Origin of the sequence: Nocardia carnea (genome assembly GCF_029868855.1) — a bacterium.
Taxonomy (GTDB): Bacteria; Actinomycetota; Actinomycetes; order Mycobacteriales; family Mycobacteriaceae; genus Nocardia; species Nocardia carnea_A.
The window spans coordinates 21443-44112 of record NZ_JARWOV010000247.1 but is presented as its reverse complement, the minus strand read 5'-3'; the positions used below and the strand labels follow the sequence as shown (position 1 = coordinate 44112).

Sequence of the window (22670 nt, the reverse complement as noted above, 5' to 3'; positions counted from 1 at the left end):
CATCGGCCGAGGGTGCAGCAAGGCGCGCTCGCTTCCGGTCGCTGCTCAGAGCAGGTCGCTGACGTCGTCCGGTACGTCGACCGCGTATTTTCGCAGGATCTCCATCGATATCACTTCCAGGGCATTCTCATGGGTCGCCGCCAGCACCACCGGCGCGGCGACACCGTCCTCGTGCGCGTGCAACCAGCGCACCGCCACCACACACCATCGGTCGCCCGGCTGCAGGCCGGGAAAATTGTTCTCCGGACGCGGTGTGCTCAGATCGTTGCCGATGGATGCCTGGTGCTCCAGGAACTCGGCTGTGACGACCGTGCACACGGTGTGGCTGCCCAGATCCTCCGGGCCGGTGCTGCAGCAGCCGTCCCGGTAGAACCCGGTCATAGGATCGGTGCCGCACTCTTGTAGCGGACCCCCAAGCACGTTTCGATCGGTCACATCGCCGATCCTATTGGCCTGCCGCGAGAACTTCCGCAGGACAAGAAATCTCACCGGTCGTGTTCGCCGGGCTGAGCTGGGAATGTGCAGCGTGTGGCCGGGCGGGCGCGGATCCGGCCGCCGCGCGGTCCGGGCGGGGTCGGCAGGGGTCCGTACCGGCTCTGCAAGGATGGGCGGTGTGAGTGCGCAAGCCTGGATTCTGATCGCAGCGATCGCCGCCGTACTGCTGGTCGCGCTCGTGGCCGGCTTCGTCCGGTACAAACGCGGCCGGGTCTCGCTGACCCCGCCGGCGGAGAAAGGGGAGCTGGCCGACCGCTCCGGTGGATACCGGGCCGCCGGTGGTTTCAGTTTCAGTCAGGGTGGTCAGGGAGCCACCGCGGCACCCGCGCGCCCGAGTCCCGCTGAGCGGACGGATACCGAGGGGCAGCCGCATATCGGTGACGACGCGGCGATCCCACGGGATGCCCCTCGCCGCGGTATCACCGATGTACCCCTGCCGGACGCCGTGGACACCGCGACCACCACCGAGCCGGAAGCGCCGGGCGGTGGAGCCGCCATGACCTCCGCTCCCACCGCACCGCCGGAATCCGAGACCGCCCCGCCGCCCGACGGCGGGACGACTGTGGCACCGGAGACCGGAAAATCCGGGGGTGCCGCTGCCGAGACCACCGCCCCCGGCGAAACCGCGGCGCCCGAGACCGCGCCTGCGGACTCGGCGACCTCCACGCCGTCGGTGGCCGAGCCGTCCGCACCGCCGACGGACGAAACATCCGCGCCGCCCGCGACAGATACCTCCGCGCCGCAGGCGGCAGAAACGTCCACGCCCGCGGCAGAGACGACCGCGCCGGAGAAACCTGCGCCTGCCGAGCCCGAGACCGCCACGCCGGCGGCCGGTGGTGCGACTGCCGCGGCGAGCGCCGCCGCCCCGGGTACCGAGACCGCGCCGCCGGCCACCCCACCCTCAGCGGAAACCACCACCGGTGAAGCTCCGGTAGTGGCACCCGATACCGCGGCCGGCGCCCATCTCGTCCCCGAAGTGGAGGAGATCGAACCCACCTCCGGCCGGTTGACCCGGCTGCGCGGCCGGTTGTCGCGGTCCCAGAATGCGGTCGGCAAGAGCCTGCTGGGTCTGCTCGGTGGTGGCGACCTCGACGAGGAATCGTGGGAAGAGGTCGAGGACACGCTGGTCCTGGCCGATATCGGCACTGCCGTCACCACCGTCATCGTGGAACGGCTGCGGGAGGAGATGGCCGCGCGCAGTGTGCGCACCGCCGACGAGGCACGGGCGGTGCTGCGCGATGTACTCGTCGAATCGCTGCGGCCCGAACTCGACCGTTCCGTACGTGCCCTACCGCACCCCGATCACCCGTCGATCCTGCTCGTGGTCGGGGTGAACGGCACCGGTAAGACCACCACCACCGGCAAACTCGCCCGTGTTCTCGTCGCCGACGGCCGCCGGGTGCTACTGGGTGCGGCCGATACCTTCCGCGCGGCCGCGGCCGACCAATTGCAGACCTGGGGCGAGCGGGTCGGCGCGGATACGGTCCGCGGTAAGGAGGGCGCCGATCCCGCCGCGGTCGCCTTCGACGCGGTGGCCACCGGTATCGACTCCGGTGTGGACGCGGTACTCATCGATACCGCCGGGCGCCTGCACACCAAGACCGGGCTGATGGACGAGCTCGGCAAGGTGAAACGAGTGGTGGAGAAGAAGGCGTCGGTGGACGAGGTACTGCTGGTGCTGGATGCCACCGTCGGACAGAACGGTCTCACGCAGGCCCGGATCTTCGCCGAGGTGGTCGATATCAGCGGGGTCGTGCTGACGAAACTGGACGGCACCGCGAAGGGCGGGATCGTCTTCCAGATCCAGCACGAACTCGGGGTACCGGTGAAACTCGTCGGTCTCGGCGAGGGCGCCGACGATCTGGCTCCGTTCGAACCCGCGGCGTTCGTGGACGCGCTGCTCGGTTGACCTGCGGCCGCCCGGCGGCGTCCAGCAGACCTGACAGATGGCCGGGCCGCCGCCGGTGGCCGCTGAGCGGGGCGATCTCACAACCCGCGGTGAGCAGCGGGTACGGCGGCGGCAACACACTCGAAACATGACGGCGTGATCCATTCACGTAGGTGAAACACCGGAGCGTCACGGATGAAACACCGAATGAGGACCCTTCATTAGCGGGCCCGAAGTCGCGCAGGCGGCGGGCCGGAAGATGAGGGAGGTAACTGGTGGAAACCGTGATCGGGGCGCCCAATGCCGGCGATACCGCATGGATATTGACGAGCGCCGCGCTCGTACTGCTCATGACACCCGGCCTGGCGTTCTTCTACGGCGGGATGGTCCGGGGCAAGAACGTGCTCAACATGATCATGATGAGCATCAGCGCGATGGCCGTCGTCACAGTGCTCTGGGTGCTGTTCGGCTTCTCGGTCGCGTTCGGGACCGACAAGGGCGGACTACTCGGCGATCCGGGTCAGTTCTTCGGATTGAAGACGCTGATCGCCGGATTCGGTGACGAATCGGCGGGTGTCCCGCTGTTCGGGACCATCCCGGCGACCGTATTCGTCGCCTTCCAGGCGATGTTCGCCATCATCACCGTGGCACTGATCTCCGGTGCGGTCGCCGACCGGCTGAAGTTCGGCGCGTGGCTGGCGTTCAGCGCCATCTGGGTCACCCTGGTGTACTTCCCGGTCGCGCACTGGGTCTGGGGTGGCGGCTGGATCATGGAGAAGGTCGAGGCCATCGACTTCGCCGGTGGTACCGCCGTACACATCAACTCCGGTGCCGCGGCGCTCGCCTTGGCGATCGTGGTCGGTAAACGTGCCGGCTGGCCCAAGACTCCCTTCCGGCCGCACAACCTGCCGTTCGTGATGCTGGGTGCCGCGCTGCTGTGGTTCGGCTGGTTCGGGTTCAACGCCGGTTCCGCGGTGGCCGCCGACGGTGTCGCGGGTGCCGCCTTCATCACCACCCTGGTCGCCACCGCCGCCGCGATGATCGGCTGGCTCGTGGTCGAGAAGATCCGCGACGGTAAACCCACCTCGCTGGGTGCCGCCTCCGGTATCGTCGCCGGTCTGGTCGCCATCACCCCGTCCTGTACTTCGGTCAACGTGCTGGGTGCGCTGGCCATCGGCGTGATCGCCGGCGCGGTCTGCGCGCTGGCGGTGAGCCTGAAGTTCAAGTTCGGTTACGACGATTCGCTCGATGTCGTGGGTATCCACATGGTCGGCGGTATCCTCGGCACGGTGCTGATCGGCTTGTTCGCCGCTCCCGAGGCGCCCGCGGGTGCCGAGGGCCTGTTCTACGGCGGTGATCTCGAGCTGCTGGGCCGGCAGACGCTCGGCGCGGTTGCCGTGCTCGCGTACTCCTTCGTGATCGCCTTGGTGATCGCGTACGCGATCAAGTTCACGATCGGTCTGCGTGCCGACGCCGAAGCGGAGTCCAACGGTCTGGACGACTCCGAACACGCGGAGACCGCATACGATTTCGCTGCACTGGGTGGAACCGCTCGTTCGGCCGGCAAGGAGGCATGAACCCCATGAAACTGATCACCGCAATCGTCAAACCGTTCACGCTCGAAGACGTCAAAACCGGTCTGGAACAGGCGGGCGTATTCGGTATGACCGTGAGCGAGGTCCAGGGCTACGGCCGGCAGAAAGGCCATACCGAGGTCTACCGCGGCGCCGAGTACTCGGTGGACTTCGTCCCGAAGGTGCGGGTCGAGGTCGTGGTGGACGACGCCTCGGTGGACCGGGTCGTGGACCTCATCGTCGATGCCGCGCGCACCGGCAAGATCGGCGACGGCAAGGTCTGGGTCAGCCCGGTCGAGACGATCGTCCGGGTGCGCACCGGCGAACGCGGCACCGACGCGCTATAGCGCCTGCCGCGTCGAGAGCCCGCGGACGCGTTCGGCTACACGAGAACGCAGCGCGCGCCAGGAGAGTGTGTAAACAACGACAGCGGCCCCGCTCCCACCGTTTCCGGTCGGGGCGGGGTCGCCTGTGTGACGGGTGGTGGTTCGGTTGGGTGAGGATCGGCAGAAACGGGAGCACGAGCGGGTGGCCGGCGGGGAGCCGGGGAAAGCCGCGGAACTGTCGAACGGCGCCGCCGATCTGGTCCGCGCCCGCGACCAGTTGCTCGGCGGCGGGCAACCCCGGCATCCGCGCCTGGACGCCGAATCATTGCGGTCGGCGCTGGTCGACCTGTACGAGCTGTGGCTCACGAGCAAGGGCACCGAGGTCGGCATAACCGCGGACAGCGGCCTGGCGATCATGGCCGTGGGCGGGCTCGGCCGGCGCGAGATGCTGCCCTACTCCGATCTCGATCTGGTGCTGCTGCACGAGGATATGGACCCGAAACGGGTCGCCGAAATCGCCGACCGGCTGTGGTATCCGCTCTGGGACGCCCACATCAAACTCGACCACAGTGTGCGCACGGTGCCGCAGGCGTTGAAGGTCGCCGCCGATGACCTGGTTGCCGCCCTCGGCATGCTGGACGCCCGCCATATCGTGGGCAACCCCGAACTCAGCGACCGCATCATCGCCGGTATCCGCAAGGATTGGCGCCGCGGAATCCGCGGCCGCTACGACGAACTGCTCACCGGGGTCCACGCCCGCTGGGACCGCAGCGGGCAGATCGCCCACCGCACCGAACCCGATCTGAAGAACGGCCGCGGCGGGTTGCGCGATATCCAGCTCCTGGACGCGCTGGCCATCGCGCAGCTCACCGACGCCATGCCGGGCCTGGGGCCGGATACGCCGGGTGGCGGCCTGGCCCAGGCGCATCGGCGGCTCCTGGACGTCCGCACCGAACTGCATCGGGTCGCGGGCCGGGCACGTGATCAGCTGCGGGCCCAGGATGCCGACGAGATCGGTGCGGCGCTGCGTATCGGTGACCGGTTCGATCTGGCTCGTACGCTCAGCGACGCGGCCCGCACGGTCGGCTATTCGGTCGACGTCGGATTGCGCACCGCCGGTAACGCGTTACCGCGGCGGGGGCTGGCACGGCTACGGCGGATGCCGGTGCGGCGACCCCTCGACGAGGGTGTCGTCGAACATGCGGGCGAGGTGGTACTGGCCCGCGATGCCCGGCCGCAGCGCGACCCGGGCCTGATCCTGCGGGTGGCGGCGGCGTCCGCGCAAACCGGCCTGCCGATGTCGGCGACCACCCTCAACCGGCTGGCCGAGGATGCTCCGGAGCTACGGGAGCCGTGGCCGAAAGACGCGCTCAACGATCTGCTGGTGCTGCTCGGTTCCGGCCGCGGGGTGATCGATGCGGTGGAGGCGCTCGACCGTACCGGCCTGTGGGGCAGGCTGCTTCCGGAATGGGGCGCGGTGCGCGATCTGCCGCCGCGCGACGCTCTGCACATCTGGACGGTGGACCGGCATTCGGTGGAGACCGTCGCCTACGCGAGCGCATTGAGTACCCGGGTGGCCCGCCCCGATCTGCTGGCGCTCGGCGCACTGCTGCACGATATCGGCAAGGGACGCACCGAAGATCACTGTGTGGTCGGCGCCGAGCTGGCCACGCAGATCGGGCGCCGGATGGGACTGTGGCCCTCGGATGTGCAGATCCTCAGCGCTCTGGTGCGTCACCATCTGCTGCTACCCGACGTCGCCACCCACCGCGATATCGACGACCCGGCCACGGTGCAGTACGTGGCGGACACGCTCGAACACGATCCGCGGCGGCTGGAACTGTTGCACGCGCTGGCGGAGGCGGATTCGCTGGCCACCGGGCCGGGTGTCTGGGGTGACTGGAAAGCGACACTGATCGGCGAGCTGGTCCGGCGCTGCCGCACCGTGATGGCGGGCGAGGAACTCCCCGAGCCCGAACCCATACCGGAGGCGTTGCTCGCCCGCGCCGCGGCCGGCGGCGTGCACGTCGAATTGTCCCAGGGCGACGGTAAATACACCTACCTCGCCACCGTCATCGCCCCGGATACTCCCGGTTTGCTGGCCGATACCGCCGGGGTGCTGGCCCTGCATTCGCTGCGGGTGCTGTCGGCGTCGGTCGGCGGGGCGGGGGAGTCGGCGATCAACACCTTCGTCGTGACACCGATCTTCGGGTCCCCGCCGGACGCCGGCCTACTGCGTCAGGAGCTCAAACGGGCGATCGCCGGGGACCTCGACGTGCGCGCCGTTCTGACCGCGCGGGAACGCGATACGCCCGCTGCGGCCCGCTACGCCCGGGCCGAACCGTGGTTGCAGTGGACACCGACCCGGGTAGCAGGCCAGTTCCTCCTGCAGTTACGGGCGGAGGACCGAATCGGCCTGCTGTGCCGGTTGTCCGCCGTGCTGTCGGGCGCAGGCGCCGATGTGCGCTGGGCCAAGGTGGTGACCATGGGTTCGTTCGTGGTCGATGTCTTCTGTGTGGAACTGGGTGAGGACGCCGGCGGGCAACGGCGGTCTGCCGTCGAAAGCGCGATCCTGGCGGAGCTTCCGCAGCCGGCGCCGCGCAAAACCGCGGAGCAGGAAGGAACCTGAACGCCGGCCGGGCGAACCCGGACAGGCGCGGGCACGGTCGTGACCGGCTTGTCCTGTGTCGAAGGTCACCGTTGCGCGTCGATTGCTCTCCATTTGCCAACAGGTCCTGAGTCGTGCGGGATTCGGCCCCTACGATTCGGGAGTCAGCTGTCGCGCTCATGAGGGGAGCAGGTCGGTGGCAATCCAAGTGGTGACCTCGTCGATCATGACCAGCGATATGACCCCTCATATCGCCCGATGTGTGGGCGACGCCTACTGGGTGGTGACCTGGCTGCCCGGGCGTACCCTCACCGAACCCCAGGCGATGGCCGCGATGACCGTGGCCGCCGCCGTCGCGACCACCGGCGTCCCGCCGGACGACGACTGGTCGCAACTGGATTCCCTGGCCCGCGGACTCGGTCTCACCGGCCGGGAAGCGGCCTACCTGGTCGCCGTGGAACAACACGACTACCAGCGCGGTTTCTCCACCCCCGCGAGCTGAACCCACCGCGCCATATTCTCGAGTACAGTGCGGGCACCGACGGTGCGAGCGGAGTCACGCCGCGACGCCCGCTAGTCTGGGACGCCCATTACCCTGGGACTCAGTGACGTCACTCGAGATCAGGAGCGCGCCAGGTGTTCGAATCTTTATCCGACCGGTTGACCGGTGCCCTGAAGGACCTTCGCGGTAAGGGACGCCTGTCGCCGGCCGATATCGACGCCACCTGCCGGGAGATCCGGCTGGCCCTGCTGGAGGCCGATGTCGCGTTGCCGGTGGTCCGCGGATTCATCGCCCGGATCAAGGAACGCGCGAAGGGTGCCGAGGTTTCCGCGGCGCTGAACCCGGCCCAGCAGGTCGTCAAGATCGTCAACGAGGAACTCGTCGCCATCCTCGGCGGCGAGACCCGGCGCCTCACGCTGGCGAAGACGCCGCCGACGGTGATCATGCTCGCCGGCCTGCAGGGCGCCGGTAAGACCACGCTGGCCGGCAAGCTCGCCAAGTGGCTGCGCGACCAGGGCCATCAGCCGCTGCTCGTGGCCTGCGACCTGCAGCGTCCCGGTGCCGTCACCCAGTTGCAGGTGGTGGGCGAACGTGCCGGTGTCCCGGTGTTCGCACCACATCCCGGCACCTCCATCGGTGGCGGTGAGAACGCGCTCGGGGTCACCGCGGCCGATCCGATCGCGGTCGCCGAATCCGGTGTCGCCGAGGCACGCGCCAAACAGTACGACGTGGTGATCGTCGACACCGCCGGCCGTCTCGGTATCGACGCCGAGTTGATGGCGCAGGCCGCCGGTATCCGCGACGCGGTGCAACCCGACGAAACCCTGTTCGTCCTCGACGCCATGATCGGTCAGGACGCCGTCTCCACCGCCGAAGCTTTCCGCGACGGGGTCGGCTTCACCGGTGTGGTGCTCACCAAGCTCGACGGTGACGCCCGCGGTGGCGCGGCGCTGAGCGTGCGCAACGTCACCGGCGAGCCGATCATGTTCGCTTCCACCGGTGAGAAGCTCGAGGATTTCGACGTCTTCCACCCTGACCGGATGGCCGGCCGCATCCTCGGGATGGGCGATGTGCTCACCCTTATCGAGCAGGCCGAGCAGGTCTACGACGCGCAGCAGGCCGAGGAGGCCGCGCGCAAGATCGGTAGCGGTGAACTCACCCTCGAGGATTTCCTCGATCAGATGCTGGCCATCCGGAAACTGGGCCCCATCGGCAACCTGCTCGGGATGCTGCCCGGCGCGGGCCAGATGAAGGACGCCCTGGCCCAGGTCGACGACAAACAACTCGATCGTGTCCAGGCCATCATCCGCGGTATGACCCCCGCGGAACGGGAGAACCCGAAGATCATCAACGCCTCCCGGCGGCTGCGGATCGCCAACGGGTCCGGGGTGCAGGTCTCCGATGTCAACCAGCTGGTCGACAGGTTCTTCGAGGCCCGCAAGATGATGACCGCGATGGGTCGGCAGATGGGCATGCCGGGCGGTAACCGGCGCACCAAGAAACAAAAGGGCAAAAAGGGCAAGAAGGGCGGTCGCGGGCCGACCCAGCCGAAGATGCGGGGCGGTTTCCCGGGCATGCCCGGTATGCCCGCGGGCGGCGGTGGTATGCCGGATCTGTCGAATATGCCCCCGGGGCTCGATCAGCTGCCGCCCGGACTGGAGAACTTCGATCTCTCCAAGTTCAAGTTCCCGGACAAGTAGTCCGGCGTAAAACCGTAGGCACGACGCCGCCGCACTGCGAAGGTTGCGGCGGCGTCGGCGTCTCCGGGTACGTGGCTGTCGTGTCGACCTCCGCCGAGGCCCGCTGAGTAGGGGAGACAACGGACGCGCCCCGGTGTATGGCGCGAGCCATCGGATCAGCTCCTGACGGCTACCGGCCGAATTCGGTCGGCAGCGCCGGCCGGAGTGTCGTGGGCCCTGATGGTGGGCCCGTCGGTGCGCGCCGGTGGTGTGCGGACCGACGGTTTCCTGTGCTGCCAGTCCGCGACCGAACAGCAGCGGCCGCGGTGCCGCATCGTCGGCGTGTCACGGGACGGCCCGTCTCCCCCGGGCGATTTCACCTGCTCAGAGGAGACGCCGGCTCAGTGTTTGCGGCGGCGGGCCAGAAGCAGCGCGCCGGCGAACGCCGCCACTGCCACCAGCACGGCGCCCGCGAGGGCAACCCACACCAGCGGGGACACTCCACTATCGGAGGTTTCCCCCGCTCGGGCGACCGCGTCGCCGGGGGCCACCTGCTTCGAATCGCCGAATGTTGCCTCGCCCGCGGCCTTCCCGTCCGCGTACTGCGGCCCGGGTTCCGGCTCACCGGTGACAGCAACCTCCAGCTCGATCGGCACCGGCGCGACGGCGCGAGTGCTGTGGATCGTCGGGCTCAGTTTGACCGCGATGTAGTGCCAGCCCGCGACGGCCTGATCGGCAACCTCGCCGCGTTCTTCCCGGTTGAGATAGCGGACCGGGGCGGTCGCGAGCGCCGGATCGTTGCCCGGGAGGGTTTTCTCGGTGCCGGCGTAGGAGTTGGTGTCGGAGTCGAGTTCGGCACGGTACGGGTTGTAGAGCGTGGTCGCGATATTCGAGGTGTACTCGCTACCTTCCTCGGTGCTGTCACCGAACCTCACCCGGTAGGCCAGTCCCTGACCCCAATCCACCTGCACCCGGTAGAAGACGAACTCGCCCCGCTGCACGGTATCGGTGTAGCGGCCGGTACCCGGCAGATCCGCCGCGACATTGAACGAACCACCACCGACGACCGGCACGACAGGTGTCATGGGTGCGCTGAATTCCACCGGCTGGGTATCCGCCGCGGGACCGGGGTCGGTGACCGCCGGTTCCACGCCGATGTTCAGCTCGATCGGCAACCGGGCCGGTGCGCCGTCGGAGATATGTGCCCATTCGAGCGCGAAATAGTAGCGGCCGCCGCCCCGGCAATTATCCGTGCTCGCACTGCCGGAATCGGCTTCGGCGGCACCTCGCCAGGCACTGCTGATCGTCAGCGCCACCCCGTCGATGGAACGGGTCGCCAGCTCGCTTTCCAAGCTGTGGCAATCTTGGCCCTCGGCGCCGTAGACCCGCAGATCGAGCCGGTTGTTCGATGTGGACGCGTCGCCGTTGCCGCGGGGGAACGACACCGTACCGCTGAAGTACGCGGTCGCACCGTCGGGTACATCCACTGCGTAGTACTGCGGTTTCTGCTGCCCGACCACGTCCAGATACTGCCCGGGCTCGGCCACCGGAGCCTCTCGCCAGCCCGGCGCGCCGGTCAGGGGCAGCCCGACCGGTGCGTAGCTGCGCAAAGCGACGGCGCTGACCCGGGGCAGTACCTGCTCGAGTATCGCGCCGTCGGCGGCATCGGTGTAGGTGCCGCCGGTGCGCTGAGCGATACAGGTCAACTGTGCGCGCGAGGCATCGTCGACCCCGAAACCGATGGCATGCATCACGATCTCGTTCCCCTGGGCGCTGAGCTGGCGGGCGACATCACAGGGATCCGGCGGTGCGCAGGTGTCGAGACCGTCGGAGACCAGCACGATCGAGCGCGGTCCTTCCTGCGGCAGCGCGGCGGCGGCGGCCCGCAGCGAGGCACCGATCGGGGTGAAGCCGCGGGGGACGATCCGGTCCGTGGCCGCGGTCAAAGCCGGCTTGTCGATGGTTTCGGCCGGGTGCAGAATTTGCACGTCCTGGCAGCCCGCGGCCTTTTCCGCGTCCGAGTTACCGGTGCCGGTGCCGTAGGCGGACAGGCCGACTTTCGCGTTGTCCGGCGCCGCGGTGACGAAACTGCGGACGGCGTTCTTGGCCGCGTCCATCTTGGTACCGCCGCTGGGATCGGCCGCCAGCATCGAACCCGACGCGTCCAGCACCAGCATCGTCGGGGCGTACTCCGTCCCGGCCTGTGGCGACTGCTGCGCGAGTGCGGGCATCGCGACCGGTACCGAGGCGATCACCGCCGCTGCTGCCGCGGCGAGGACTCTGTTCAGAAACAACACGCTGTCCGTACTCCCGATCGTTGCCGTCGCGCGGACAGCGCGACCCAGCGGACACTACGCACGCGCGCCACGGCCCGCCACCGGGCGGTACGGTTGTCCAGTAGTCCGGCGATCCGGGCCTACCGGCCGCGTAAGCAGGACGTAGCGGGTGCGATTTCGGGCTCGGACCTGCATCTGGCAGAATGGTCGATCGTCCTTCCGGACAGTGTCAGCCCGTCTCCGGTTACGTACCGCGCGGCGGTCACACACTTCATTCGCAAAACCGGGCTCGCGAACCGCGTGAGTCGCTGAATTGCGCCGTGACCACAATGAAAGGCAGATCAGCAGATGGCTGTTCGCATCAAGCTCACCCGTATGGGCAAGATCCGCAACCCGCAGTACCGCGTCGTCGTCGCGGACGCCCGCACCCGTCGTGACGGCCGGGCCATCGAGTCCATCGGCAAGTACCACCCCAAGGAAGAGCCCTCGCTGATCGAGATCGATTCCGAGCGCGCCCAGTACTGGCTGGGTGTCGGCGCGCAGCCGACCGAGCCCGTGCAGCGGCTGCTGGAGATCACCGGCGACTGGCAGAAGTTCAAGGGCCTGCCGGGCACCGAGGGCACCCTCAAGGTCGCCGAGCCCAAGCCGTCCAAGCTGGACCTGTTCAACGCCGCGCTGGCCGCCGCCGACAACGAGCCGGTCACCGAGGCCGTGACCCCGAAGAAGAAGGCCAAGAAGGACAAGGACGGCGAGGCCGAATCGGCCGAGGCCGCCGAATCCGCCGAGGCTGCCGAGTAATGAGCGTCGTCGTCGCCGATGCCGTGGAACATCTGGTTCGCGGTATCGTCGCCAATCCCGATGACGTGCGCGTCGAGCTGATCACCGGGCGCCGCGGGCGTACGGTCGAGGTGCACGTCCACCCCGACGACCTCGGCAAGGTCATCGGCCGGGGCGGCCGCACCGCGACCGCGCTGCGCACCCTGGTCGCCGGGATCGGCGGCCGCGGTATCCGGGTCGACGTGGTCGACACCGATCAGTAGATGGAACTCGTAGTCGGCCGGGTCGCCAGATCGCACGGTGTGCGCGGCGAACTGGTCGTCGAGGTACGCACCGACGAACCGGAGGCGCGTTTCGCGCCCGGCTCGACCCTGCGGGGCCGGGCGGCACGGTCGAAAGAGGTGCGGGATTTCACCGTGGAGTCGGCCCGGGAACATTCGGGCCGGCTTCTCGTGCAACTGGCCGGCGTCACCGATCGCGGTGCCGCCGACGCCCTGCGCGGCACGCTGTTTCTGGTGGACAGCGAGGATATCGGGTCGGCGGCGGATCCGGACGAGTTCTACGATCACGAACTCGAGGGTCTGCGGGTGGAACTCACCGACGGTTCCGCCGTCGGTACCGTCACCGAGGTATTGCATTCCGCGGCAGGTGAACTGCTGTCGGTCCGCGCCGCCGACGACGGCCGCGAAATCCTGATCCCGTTCGTCACCGCGATCGTGCCGACGGTGTCCATCGCCGACGGGCTGATCGTGATCGACCCGCCCGAGGGCCTGCTGGATCCGGAATGAGGCGGTCGTCGTGAAGCTCGACGTGATCACCATCTTCCCCGAATACCTGGAGCCGCTGCGCACCGCGCTACTGGGCAAGGCCACCGAAAAAGGGCTGCTCTCGGTGGATGTGCACGATCTGCGCCGCTGGACGCACGATGTGCACAAATCCGTCGACGATTCGCCGTACGGCGGCGGCCCCGGCATGGTGATGAAACCCACGGTCTGGGGTTCCGCGCTCGACGAGGTGTGCCCGGACGACGCCCTGCTCGTCGTCCCGACACCGGCCGGAGTGCCCTTCACCCAGGACACGGCCGCCCGCTGGTCCGGCGAGCAGCATCTGGTCTTCGCCTGCGGCCGGTACGAGGGGATCGATCAGCGCGTGTTCGACGACGCCGCCCGCCGGGTCCGGGTCGAAGAGGTCAGTATCGGTGACTACGTACTGATCGGCGGCGAGGCCGCGGCCCTCGTGATGACCGAGGCAGTGGTGCGGCTGATTCCGGGAGTGCTCGGTAATCAGCAGTCACACGAACAGGATTCGTTTTCCGACGGGCTGTTGGAAGGCCCCAGTTATACCCGCCCGGTGTCGTGGCGGGGACTCGAGGTCCCGCCGATCCTGCTGTCCGGTGATCACGCCAAGGTCGCGGCCTGGCGCCGTGAACAAGCGCTGGCCCGTACGCGCGACCGTCGCCCGGATCTGCTGTCCGGGGACGACTGACCGGATCCAGGTGGATCCGCGCCGCCGAGGAGCGGCGGATGTTCGAACCGGTGACGCGAATCCGCCTCATGTCCGGTATCAGGGGATGAGGCCGAAGCGGCGCGCGGCGACCACGGCCTCGTGCCGGGACCGGGCGTCGAGTTTTTGCATCGCGCTGCGCAGATAACTCTTGACTGTTTCGGGTCCCAGTGAAAGACGTTGTGCGGCCACCTGGTTGGAACATCCCAGCGCGACCTGCACCAGCACATCCTTCTCCCGGCGGGAGAGCCGGGGCGCCTCCGGGGCCGGTGGACCCGACAGCGCCCTGGCCAGTTTGTCGCCGACCGCCCGCAGCGCCGCACCCAGCTGCGCGTCGGCGGACCCGTCCGCGAGGGCATGGAGCTCCGCCTGCACAGCGCGGATCTCCTCGGCGAGCGTGCCGTCGGTAGCAGGCGCCCGCGCCGCCGCGTCCAGCAACCGCAGCCGCCGATCGACCTCGTCGCGGATCATGATCTCCGCCGCCAGCCGGCGACCGGCCTGCAGCAGCGCCTCGGCGGTACGGCCGCCGATGGGGCCCGGGCCGCGGGTCGCCGCGTACAACACGGCGCGCGACCGGTCTTCCACGACCACGGGTACCGCCAGGACCGAACGGATCCCCTCACTCAGCACCGGGCCGTCGTAATGGTGGGTGATCGACAGTGCGCTGCGGTAGTCGGCCACCGCGGCGGGCCGGCGCGAATCGAGAACCTGACCACCGAGACCGGATGCGCGCCGCACCGACAGTCCGCGCAGCCCATTGGTGCGGACCCCGCAGAACTCGCTGAGCAGGAGCGTATCGGCCTGGACTTCGCCGCCGAAGAGCACCGGAACCCCGGTGCTACCCGCCAGTCGGCGGAGTTCGGCGCGCAGTGCGTCGCTGTCGCGGGGGCGGAGCAGTGCCGGGGTGGCGGTCATGGAAGTTCACCCCTTTTCGGGGGTAGTGCCGACAAACTGTGACCTACATCCTATGGCAACACCGGATCGATGAACCGAGGAGATGCGAGATGGGTGCCGACCCGAATACGCGGGTGCGTGAACTGCTGGACACCTACGACCGTGCCGATGCGTGCGCAGCCGAATTGCTCTGCGACCGGCACCCGGCCGATGCCGTCGCTTTCACGATTGTCGAGAGCGATCTCTCGTCGTTCGATCTGACCTACGGTGAACTGCGCGAACGATCCGAACGGTATGCGGCTGCCCTGGCCGGTCTCGGGGTGGGGCCGGGCGATCGAGTCGCGACACTGATGGCGAAATCCGCGGACCTGGTGGCCGTGCTGCTGGCCGTCTGGCGCCGCGGCGCGGTCCATGTTCCGCTGTTCACCGCTTTCGCACCTCCGGCGATCGCCTTCCGTTTGCGTGCCGCCGAAGCCGCCGTCGTGATCACCGACCCCGACCAGGCCGGCAAGCTGGCGCCGGGCGACGACATCCCGGCGGACCCATCGTGGCGCACCGTCGTCACCGGCCCGGCCGCTGTCGCGGGCGCCGTGCGGCTGGACGATCTCCCGGTCGCCGACACCGGCGCACCGGTGGTGACAGTCGGCGGGGAGGGCCTGCTGGTCCAGTTGTTCACCAGCGGAACCACCGGAACACCGAAAGGTGTGCCGATTCCGGTTCGCGCGCTGGCCTCGTTCCACGCCTACCAGGAATTCGCACTCGACGTGCGGCCCGACGATGTCTTCTGGAACGCGGCGGACCCCGGCTGGGCCTACGGCCTCTATTACGCCATCCTCGGCCCCCTGGCGTCGGGCACCCGCAGTCTGCTGTTGCACGCCGGCTTCTCCCCGGACCTCACCTGGCAGGTGCTGGAACGATTCGGCGTCACCAACTTTGCCGCCGCGCCGACGGTCTATCGGGCGCTGCGGGCCGGATCCGCGGGGCAATCGGCCCGACTGCGCCGCGCATCGTCGGCAGGGGAGCCGTTGACACCGGAGGTGGTCGCATGGTCGGCCGAGGCACTCGGCGTCGCGGTCCGCGATCACTACGGCCAGACCGAACACGGCATGGTCATCTGCAACGCCTGGCACGACGAACTGAACGCGATGGCGCCCGCCGGATCGATGGGCCGTTCCCTGCCGGGCTGGGCCTGTACCGTGCTCGCCGACGACGCCGATATCGAGGCCCCGCCCGGACAGCTCGGCCGGATCGCCATCGATACCCAGCACAGTGCCCTGCTGTGGTTCGTCGGCTACCTGGGCGATCCCGAGCGCTCCGCACAGCGCTACACGCCCGACGGCCGCTGGTACCTCACCGGGGACGCCGGTTCCCGTGACAGCGACGGTTTCTTCCGCTTCTCCGCCCGCGACGACGACGTGATCATCATGGCCGGCTACCGGATCGGCCCGTTCGAAGTGGAAAGTGTGCTGGTCCTGCACCCCGATGTCGCCGAGGCCGCGGTCGTCGGCCTGCCGGACGAACTCCGCGGCGAGGTACTGGAAGCTTTCGTGGTGCTGCGCGAGGGGGTCACGGGCACCGACGCATTGGCCGAAGAGCTGCAGACCCTGGTCAAGCAGAAATTCGCCGCGCACGCCTATCCGCGCCGCGTACATTTCGTCACGGATCTGCCCAAGACGCCCAGCGGCAAGATCCAGCGCTTCCTGCTCCGGGACCAGCGGCGAACGGCGGCCGGTTAGCGGTACCGGCGCCGGCCCGGTCATGCAGGACCGGGCCGGGTTCGCCTGTCACCCGGCGCAGGTAGTGTGCGGGTCGTGACGACAGCGCCAGAGACCTCGGGTCCCGACACGATCCAGACCGACTCGACCGCAACCACCGGTACCGGCCCGGCCGTTTCCGGCACCGTGACCCGGCGCATCGCCGACGAACTGGCGGTGCGCGAGAACCAGGTCGCGGCCGCCGTCGAACTACTCGACGGCGGGTCCACGGTGCCGTTCATCGCGCGCTATCGCAAAGAGGTCACCGGCGGCCTGGACGACGCCCAGCTGCGCACTCTCGAAGAACGCCTGCACTATCTGCGTGAACTCGACGAACGCCGTGCCACCGTTATCGAATCCATCCGCAGCCAGGGCAAACTCGACGAAGCCCTGCACCGGCAGCTGCTGCTGGCCGAGACGAAGGCGCGCCTGGAAGATATCTACCTGCCTTATAAACCCAAGCGCCGCACCAAGGCTCAGATCGCCCGCGAGGCCGGCCACGAACCCGTCGCGGACGCCCTGCTCGGCGATCCGGCCACCGATCCGGCCGGTTACACCGCCGAACAGCTCGACGGCGCCCGGGCCATCCTGGTCGAAAAATTCGCCGAGGACGCCGATCTCGTGGGCGAACTCCGGGAGTTGATGTGGAATCGGGGGCGGGTCACCGCGACGGTCCGCGCCGGCAAGGAAGAGGAGGGGGCGAAGTTCGCCGATTACTTCGACTTCGCCGAGGAATTCACCGCCCTGCCCTCACATCGGATCCTGGCGCTGCTGCGTGGCGAGAAAGAAGAGGTGCTTTCCCTGCACCTCGATCCCGAACCCGCGGATTCCGAACTCGCGCCCGGTGAGCGCAGCGTCTACGAGGCACGGATCGCGCAGCGGTTCGCGATCGCCGACGAGGGCCGCCCCGCCGATTCCTGGCTGTTGGACACGGTGCGCTGGGCATGGCGGACCAAATTGCAGGTGAGCCTCGGTATCGATACCAGGATGCGGTTGCGGCAGGCCGCCGAACGCGATGCGGTCGACGTATTCGCCGCCAACCTGCGTGATCTGCTGCTGGCCGCACCGGCAGGTACCCGCACCACCATGGGCCTGGACCCCGGCTACCGCACCGGCGTCAAGGTCGCGGTGGTCGACGGTACCGGCAAGGTCGTCGCAACCGAGGTCATCTATCCGCACAAACCGCAGAACCAAACCGAGAAATCACTGGCCGTCCTCGCGGCCCTGGTGGACCGGTTCGGGGTCGAGCTGATCGCCATCGGCAACGGCACCGCCTCCCGGGAAACCGATGCGCTGGCCGCTCAGCTGATCGAGCGGATTCCGGAGAACAAACCGACCAAGATCGTGGTGTCCGAGGCCGGCGCCTCGGTGTATTCGGCGTCCGCGTATGCCTCGCAGGAACTTCCCGAACTGGATGTCTCGTTGCGCGGCGCGGTATCCATCGCCCGCCGATTGCAGGATCCCCTGGCCGAACTCGTCAAGATCGAACCGAAATCCATCGGAGTGGGGCAGTACCAGCACGATATCTCCGAAACACTGCTGGCCCGATCCCTGGGCGCGGTGGTCGAAGATGCCGTGAACGCGGTCGGTGTCGATGTGAACACCGCCTCGGTTCCGTTGCTGTCCCGGGTTTCCGGGATCACGGGTTCGGTAGCGGAAAGTATTGTCGCCCACCGCGACCGCAACGGTCGCTTCCCGAGTCGCACCGCGCTACTGGATGTTCCCCGCCTGGGCCCCAAGGCTTTCGAACAATGCGCCGGCTTCCTGCGAATCCGCGGTGGCGACAATCCGCTCGACACCTCGGCCGTGCATCCCGAGGCCTATCCGGTGGTGCACCGGATCCTCGAGTCGACCGGGAGCGGGATCGCCGAGATCATCGGTAACGAGGCCGTGCTGCGTACCCTGCGTCCCGCCGAATTCACCGACGAGACCTTCGGCGTACCGACCGTCACCGATATCATCGGCGAACTGGAGAAACCCGGTCGTGACCCGCGACCGGAATTCAAAACCGCCGAATTCGCCGCCGGGATCGAGAAGGTGGCCGATCTGCAACCCGGGATGGTGCTCGAGGGCGTGGTCACCAATGTCGCCGCGTTCGGTGCCTTCGTCGATGTGGGCGTGCACCAGGACGGGCTGGTACATGTCTCGGCGATGTCGAAGAACTTCGTCCGCGATCCGCGCGAGGTCGTCAAATCCGGTGACGTGGTCAAGGTGAAGGTGCTCGAGGTCGATATTCCGCGCCAGCGGATCGGGCTGTCGTTGCGGCTCGACGACGAACCCGGCGCCGGGAAACCGGAGCGCGGCCAGGGGCCCGGTGGCGACCGCGGCCGCGGTTCCGGTGGCCGCGACGGTACCGCCCGGGGCGGCGGAGCGGATCGCGGCGGTCGGGGCAGTGGTGCGAAGAACCGTGGCGGTCAGGGCACCGGCGGTGGCCGTGGTGGCCAGGGCAACGGAAACGGCCGTGGCGGTCAGGGCAATCCCGGCGGCCGCGGGGGCGATCAGGGCCGCAATCGGGGCCAGGGCCGCGATAATCGGCGGGATAATGCACCTGTGAACGGCGCCATGGCCGACGCGCTGCGGCGGGCGGGTTTCGGAAAGTAGCTTCTCAGGAGGAAGGGGGGCCGGTATGCGGCAGTGGTGGTCCGAGGACGTCATCGCCGCGGGCCGGCTCCCACTCCTGTGCTTTCTGTTCGGTTTCATCATCGGTTTCCTGGTGATCCGGGTCAGCGTCCGGCTGATCCGGGCTCAGGTGCGCTGGTGGCCCGGCAATCTGAAATCCGGTGGGGTGCATATCCACCACATGGTGTTCGGGGTGGTGCTGGTCCTGATCTCGGGGATCGGGATGATCGCCACCGCCGACGCGGGTGGCGGTCCGGCCGTCGCGGCCGGGCTGGCGGCATCGTTCGGGGTCGGTGCGGCACTGGTCCTCGACGAATTCGCGCTGCTCTATTACCTGCGCGACGTCTATTGGGAAAAGCAGGGCCGTACCTCGGTGGATGCGGTCTTCGTCGCGCTCGCCGTCACCGGCTTGCTGTTGCTCGGGTTCCACCCGCTGTGGCTGCTCGAGATCAACGGCCTGCGCGATCATCCGGGCGCGTGGGTGCGGGTCCTGGTCATCGCGTTCGCGCTGGGCAACCTGGCATTGGCCGCCGTGGTGATCGCCAAGGGCAAGATCTGGACCGGCCTGTTCGGGATGTTCTTCCTGCCGTTGCTGGTGGTGGGAGCGCTGCGGCTGAGCCGGCCGGGGGCTCCGTGGGCGCGCTGGCGCTACGGCAACAACCGGCGTCGGCTGATGTATCGCTCGATCGTGCGCGAACGGCGGTACCGCCGCCCGGTGATCCGGGCCAAGATCTTCGTTCAGGATCTGATCGCCGGGAAGCCGGATGTCGAGCACGTCCGGTCGGCGGCAGAAGAGGAACTGAGCCGCCGGGTGGTACCCGCGCCGCCCGCACCACATCGGCACCACCCGCTGCTGCACGATCTGAACCGGTGGGCGCACGGCGGCGAGACGGAAACCCGCGAGGACCCGGGCGACCCAGGGGTCGCACCGGGGCCCGTTTCCGGAACCGATCCCTGATCTGGCACAATGCACGGGTTGCCCTGGTCGCATTCGGCCCGGCACATCCCACATTCGGAGCACGAACCGGTCGAGCGTCCGCGCCGCCAGGTTCCTCTGTTCGCGCGACCATCAGAAGGATGATCATGAACACCCTTGATTTCGTCGACGAGAGCTCGCTGCGCAGCGATGTCCCCGACTTCCGTCCGGGCGACACCCTCAATGTGCACGTGAAGGTCATCGAGGGCTCCAAGGAGCGTATCCAGGTCTTCAAGGGCGTCGTCATCCGGCGCCAAGGCGGCGGTATCCGCGAGACCTTCACCGTGCGCAAGGTGTCGTTCGGTGTCGGCGTGGAGCGCACCTTCCCCGTGCACAGCCCCACCATCGATCACATCGATGTGGTGACCCGCGGCGACGTCCGCCGGGCCAAGCTGTACTACCTGCGGGAGCTGCGCGGTAAGGCCGCCAAGATCAAAGAAAAGCGCTGACCTGCCCTTGATCGCCGACACCCGCGCGCCCTGGTGTGCGCCGGTGACCTCGGCGAACGGCATAAGTAGCCCGGTACCGCGTAACCACTGCGGTGCCGGGCTACGCTGTTCGCGTGGCAGACGAGAGTTGGTCGATATCGGGGTCGGATCCCGCGGACGGGCAGCCCCGCAGGCGCCGGGCGCGGCGGGCCGTCAAAGCGAAGAAGCAGCGGCCGTTCTGGCAGGAACTTCCCATCCTGTTGGTGATCGCGGCGGTTATCGCCGCTCTCATGGTGACCTTCGTCGGCCGTCCCTATGTCATACCTTCCCAATCCATGGAACCGACCCTGCACGGCTGCGCCGGTTGCACCGGCGACCGGATCTATGTGCAGAAGGTGAGCTACTACTGGAGCGAGCCGCAGCCGGGTGACGTCGTGGTCTTCGTCGGGCCGCCGTCCTGGAACGGGCACTACCGCTCCATCCGCTCGGACAATACGGTCGTCCGCGGTGTGCAGAACTTCTTCTCGTTCTTCGGCCTGGTGCCGCCGGACGAGAACGACCTCGTCAAACGTGTTATCGCGGTCGGCGGGCAAACCGTGGAATGTTGTGACGACCAGGGCCGCGTGATGGTCGACGGACAACCGCTCGACGAGCCGTACGTCGAGGACGATTACCCGTGGATGCCCGGTCAGGCGAATGCCTCCTACCCGGTCGGACGCGTTTTCGGGCCGGTGACCGTGCCCGAGGGCAACCTGTGGGTCATGGGCGACAACCGCAACGAATCCGCGGATTCCCGGGCACATATCGGCGATGAATTCCAGGGCACCGTGCCCATCGACAACGTTCGCGGCAAAGCGGTGTTCAAAATCTGGCCGCCGGGCCGGATCGGCACCATCGACGGAACGAACCCGCAGGAGAATTGAGTCGGGGCGGATCGAGTTGGCTGCGAAGACGCATATGAAACCTGTACGAGAACAGAGTTGGCCACCCCGGGTGGTGATGCGCCGGGCCGGTGGATTGCGGACCCTGGAATCGGCGCTGCACCGCTGCGGGCTGGGACCGGTCGCCGGAGTCGACGAGGCGGGTCGTGGTCCCAGCGCGGGGCCCCTCGTCGTGGCTGCCTGTGTGCTCGGGCCCCGGGCCCACGACGCACTGGCCGGGCTCGACGATTCGAAAAAACTCAGCGAGGCGACCCGTGAGGCCCTCTACCCGGTGATCACCCGGCTCGCGGCGGCCTGGTCGGTCATCGTGATCCCGGCGGCCGAAATCGATGCCATCGGTATCCACGTGGCGAATATCCAGGGCATGCGCCGGGCGGTCGCCGGTCTCGGACGCAGCCCCGGCTATGTGCTCACCGACGGATTCCGGGTGCCCGGACTGCCGGTGCCGTCACTACCGGTGATCGGTGGGGACGGCACCGCGGCGTGTATCGCCGCGGCCAGTGTGCTCGCCAAGGTCACCCGCGACCGGATGATGGTCGAACTCGATCAGCGGCTGCCCGGATACGGGTTCGCCGAACACAAGGGCTACAACACCACCCGGCATATCGAAGCGCTGCGGCGACTCGGGCCCTGCCCGGAACATCGCAGGTCATGGCGCAATGTGCGAGACAGCGAGGTCGCGCTCACACCGGCCGGCGAAATACTGGCGGAGGTCACCGCCGGGGCCGGTGGCGCCGCCTGACCGAGCTCTCCAGAGCGTAGGGCCGGCTGTTGTCGCGGCCGGTCACGCCCGCCGCCGAGGGGCGCCCGACCGGCCCACGGTGACATGCACAGGCGACATGAGCGATGATGACAACACACGCATGGCGGCGAGAAGGAGGACGTTCCACCCGATGAGTGCCGAGGACCTCGAGAAATACGAAACCGAGATGGAGCTCTCGCTGTACCGGGAGTACAAGGACATCGTCGGTCAGTTCTCGTACGTGGTGGAAACCGAGCGCCGTTTCTATCTGGCCAACTCCGTGGAACTGCGGCCGCAGAACGCCGACGGCGAGGTGTACTTCGAAGTCAGGATGAGCGATGCCTGGGTCTGGGATATGTACCGGCCGGCGCGGTTCGTCAAACACGTCCGGGTGATCACCTTCAAGGACGTCAATATCGAAGAGCTGGAGAAACCGGACCTGCGGCTGCCGGAGTGATCGGTTCCTGCCACGGCCGTCGATCCCCGGCCCGGGACCGGGCCGCACTCCGGCGGACCGAAGTGACCGACAGGTCGGGCCATCCACCCCGGCGCGCACCCGGTGTTCGGGACGATCCGAAACTGCTTGTCGTTGCCCGTGTACCACCGGCCCGGCGGCGGACGTAGGCGACGCCGGACACAAGAACTCGCGCACGCACGCCGCCCGAGATCTCGAGCGGCGGAACCTTGT

General features: G+C 68.2%; 20 protein-coding genes. 17 read left to right on the top strand and 3 right to left on the bottom strand.

Going from position 1 to position 22670, the window contains the following annotated elements; genetic code table 11:
- Nucleotides 1-45: 45 nt before the first annotated feature.
- Nucleotides 46-435, bottom strand: coding sequence for a DUF2237 family protein (locus QH195_RS25640; RefSeq protein WP_280422858.1), 390 nt, complete (start codon nucleotides 433-435; stop codon nucleotides 46-48).
- A 178-nt stretch (nucleotides 436-613) separates the two neighbouring features.
- On the opposite strand from QH195_RS25640, the gene ftsY reads away from it, so the two are divergent.
- From ftsY to ffh, 6 genes are all read left to right on the top strand, one after another.
- Nucleotides 614-2404, top strand: coding sequence for a signal recognition particle-docking protein FtsY (ftsY, locus tag QH195_RS25635; RefSeq protein WP_280437301.1), 1791 nt, complete (start codon nucleotides 614-616; stop codon nucleotides 2402-2404).
- Between the two features lie 266 nt (nucleotides 2405-2670).
- Nucleotides 2671-3960 carry an ammonium transporter gene (locus tag QH195_RS25630; RefSeq protein ID WP_280422876.1) on the top strand — a complete coding sequence of 430 codons (1290 nt, stop codon included), beginning with the start codon at nucleotides 2671-2673 and terminating at the stop codon, nucleotides 3958-3960.
- A 5-nt stretch (nucleotides 3961-3965) separates the two neighbouring features.
- Complete coding sequence (locus tag QH195_RS25625) at nucleotides 3966-4304, top strand: P-II family nitrogen regulator (RefSeq protein ID WP_062974701.1); 339 nt, start codon at nucleotides 3966-3968, stop codon at nucleotides 4302-4304.
- Between the two features lie 181 nt (nucleotides 4305-4485).
- A complete protein-coding gene (locus tag QH195_RS25620; protein WP_280437309.1) occupies nucleotides 4486-6912 on the top strand; it encodes a [protein-PII] uridylyltransferase in 2427 nt (808 codons plus the stop codon).
- Between the two features lie 175 nt (nucleotides 6913-7087).
- The gene (locus QH195_RS25615) at nucleotides 7088-7393 is read left to right on the top strand and encodes a hypothetical protein (protein ID WP_063915929.1); all 306 of its coding nucleotides are present in this window, start codon (nucleotides 7088-7090) and stop codon (nucleotides 7391-7393) included.
- A 134-nt stretch (nucleotides 7394-7527) separates the two neighbouring features.
- Nucleotides 7528-9093 carry a signal recognition particle protein gene (ffh, locus tag QH195_RS25610; RefSeq protein WP_280422860.1) on the top strand — a complete coding sequence of 522 codons (1566 nt, stop codon included), beginning with the start codon at nucleotides 7528-7530 and terminating at the stop codon, nucleotides 9091-9093.
- Nucleotides 9094-9473: 380 nt separating this feature from the next.
- Here the strand turns inward: ffh and QH195_RS25605 are convergent, their stop codons facing one another.
- Nucleotides 9474-11366 (bottom strand): vWA domain-containing protein, encoded by a 1893-nt coding sequence (locus tag QH195_RS25605; protein ID WP_280437300.1) that lies wholly within the window; start codon nucleotides 11364-11366, stop codon nucleotides 9474-9476.
- 330 nt (nucleotides 11367-11696) lie between these two features.
- Between QH195_RS25605 and rpsP the strand changes: the two genes are divergently transcribed.
- The 4 genes from rpsP to trmD are packed head-to-tail and all read left to right on the top strand — an operon-like array spanning nucleotide 11697 to nucleotide 13610.
- Complete coding sequence (gene rpsP, locus QH195_RS25600) at nucleotides 11697-12146, top strand: 30S ribosomal protein S16 (protein ID WP_280437299.1); 450 nt, start codon at nucleotides 11697-11699, stop codon at nucleotides 12144-12146.
- Complete coding sequence (locus QH195_RS25595; RefSeq protein ID WP_030521790.1) at nucleotides 12146-12388, top strand: RNA-binding protein; 243 nt, start codon at nucleotides 12146-12148, stop codon at nucleotides 12386-12388. The genes rpsP and QH195_RS25595 overlap by 1 nt, the downstream gene beginning before the upstream one ends.
- Nucleotides 12389-12913, top strand: a complete 525-nt coding sequence (rimM, locus tag QH195_RS25590) for a ribosome maturation factor RimM (protein WP_280422863.1) — start codon at nucleotides 12389-12391, stop codon at nucleotides 12911-12913.
- 10 nt (nucleotides 12914-12923) lie between these two features.
- Nucleotides 12924-13610, top strand: a complete 687-nt coding sequence (trmD, locus tag QH195_RS25585; RefSeq protein ID WP_280437298.1) for a tRNA (guanosine(37)-N1)-methyltransferase TrmD — start codon at nucleotides 12924-12926, stop codon at nucleotides 13608-13610.
- A 78-nt stretch (nucleotides 13611-13688) separates the two neighbouring features.
- Here the strand turns inward: trmD and QH195_RS25580 are convergent, their stop codons facing one another.
- Entirely contained in the window at nucleotides 13689-14543 is an 855-nt protein-coding gene (locus tag QH195_RS25580) for a helix-turn-helix transcriptional regulator (RefSeq protein WP_280437297.1), read from the bottom strand.
- An 89-nt stretch (nucleotides 14544-14632) separates the two neighbouring features.
- Here QH195_RS25580 and QH195_RS25575 point away from each other — a divergent pair, with 89 nt between their 5' ends.
- The 7 genes from QH195_RS25575 (at nucleotide 14633) to QH195_RS25545 (ending at nucleotide 22439) form a co-directional block, all read left to right on the top strand.
- Complete coding sequence (locus QH195_RS25575) at nucleotides 14633-16258, top strand: AMP-binding protein (RefSeq protein WP_280437296.1); 1626 nt, start codon at nucleotides 14633-14635, stop codon at nucleotides 16256-16258.
- A gap of 111 nt (nucleotides 16259-16369) precedes the next feature.
- Nucleotides 16370-18877 (top strand): Tex family protein, encoded by a 2508-nt coding sequence (locus QH195_RS25570; RefSeq protein WP_432278304.1) that lies wholly within the window; start codon nucleotides 16370-16372, stop codon nucleotides 18875-18877.
- Nucleotides 18878-18902: 25 nt separating this feature from the next.
- Nucleotides 18903-19853, top strand: coding sequence for a hypothetical protein (locus QH195_RS25565; protein ID WP_280437295.1), 951 nt, complete (start codon nucleotides 18903-18905; stop codon nucleotides 19851-19853).
- 125 nt (nucleotides 19854-19978) lie between these two features.
- Nucleotides 19979-20320: a 50S ribosomal protein L19 gene (rplS, locus tag QH195_RS25560; protein ID WP_030521783.1), complete on the top strand. Its 342-nt coding sequence runs from the start codon at nucleotides 19979-19981 to the stop codon at nucleotides 20318-20320.
- A 113-nt stretch (nucleotides 20321-20433) separates the two neighbouring features.
- A complete protein-coding gene (lepB, locus tag QH195_RS25555) occupies nucleotides 20434-21222 on the top strand; it encodes a signal peptidase I (protein WP_432278303.1) in 789 nt (262 codons plus the stop codon).
- 34 nt (nucleotides 21223-21256) lie between these two features.
- Complete coding sequence (locus QH195_RS25550) at nucleotides 21257-21982, top strand: ribonuclease HII (RefSeq protein ID WP_280437294.1); 726 nt, start codon at nucleotides 21257-21259, stop codon at nucleotides 21980-21982.
- A 151-nt stretch (nucleotides 21983-22133) separates the two neighbouring features.
- Nucleotides 22134-22439 (top strand): DUF2469 domain-containing protein, encoded by a 306-nt coding sequence (locus QH195_RS25545; protein WP_011210678.1) that lies wholly within the window; start codon nucleotides 22134-22136, stop codon nucleotides 22437-22439.
- Nucleotides 22440-22670 lie beyond the last annotated feature (231 nt).

Excerpts from the sequence above, each read along its gene's own strand:
- QH195_RS25545 (WP_011210678.1), top strand. The coding sequence starts at position 22,134 with ATGAGTGCCGAGGACCTCGAGAAATACGAAACCGAGATGGAGCTCTCG.
- QH195_RS25550 (WP_280437294.1), top strand. The coding sequence starts at position 21,257 with ATGAAACCTGTACGAGAACAGAGTTGGCCACCCCGGGTGGTGATGCGC.
- QH195_RS25625 (WP_062974701.1), top strand. The coding sequence starts at position 3,966 with ATGAAACTGATCACCGCAATCGTCAAACCGTTCACGCTCGAAGACGTC.
- rpsP (WP_280437299.1), top strand. The coding sequence starts at position 11,697 with ATGGCTGTTCGCATCAAGCTCACCCGTATGGGCAAGATCCGCAACCCG.
- QH195_RS25595 (WP_030521790.1), top strand. The coding sequence starts at position 12,146 with ATGAGCGTCGTCGTCGCCGATGCCGTGGAACATCTGGTTCGCGGTATC.
- rimM (WP_280422863.1), top strand. The coding sequence starts at position 12,389 with ATGGAACTCGTAGTCGGCCGGGTCGCCAGATCGCACGGTGTGCGCGGC.
- rplS (WP_030521783.1), top strand. The coding sequence starts at position 19,979 with ATGAACACCCTTGATTTCGTCGACGAGAGCTCGCTGCGCAGCGATGTC.
- QH195_RS25565 (WP_280437295.1), top strand. The coding sequence starts at position 18,903 with ATGCGGCAGTGGTGGTCCGAGGACGTCATCGCCGCGGGCCGGCTCCCA.
- QH195_RS25575 (WP_280437296.1), top strand. The coding sequence starts at position 14,633 with ATGGGTGCCGACCCGAATACGCGGGTGCGTGAACTGCTGGACACCTAC.
- QH195_RS25580 (WP_280437297.1), bottom strand. The coding sequence starts at position 14,543 with ATGACCGCCACCCCGGCACTGCTCCGCCCCCGCGACAGCGACGCACTG.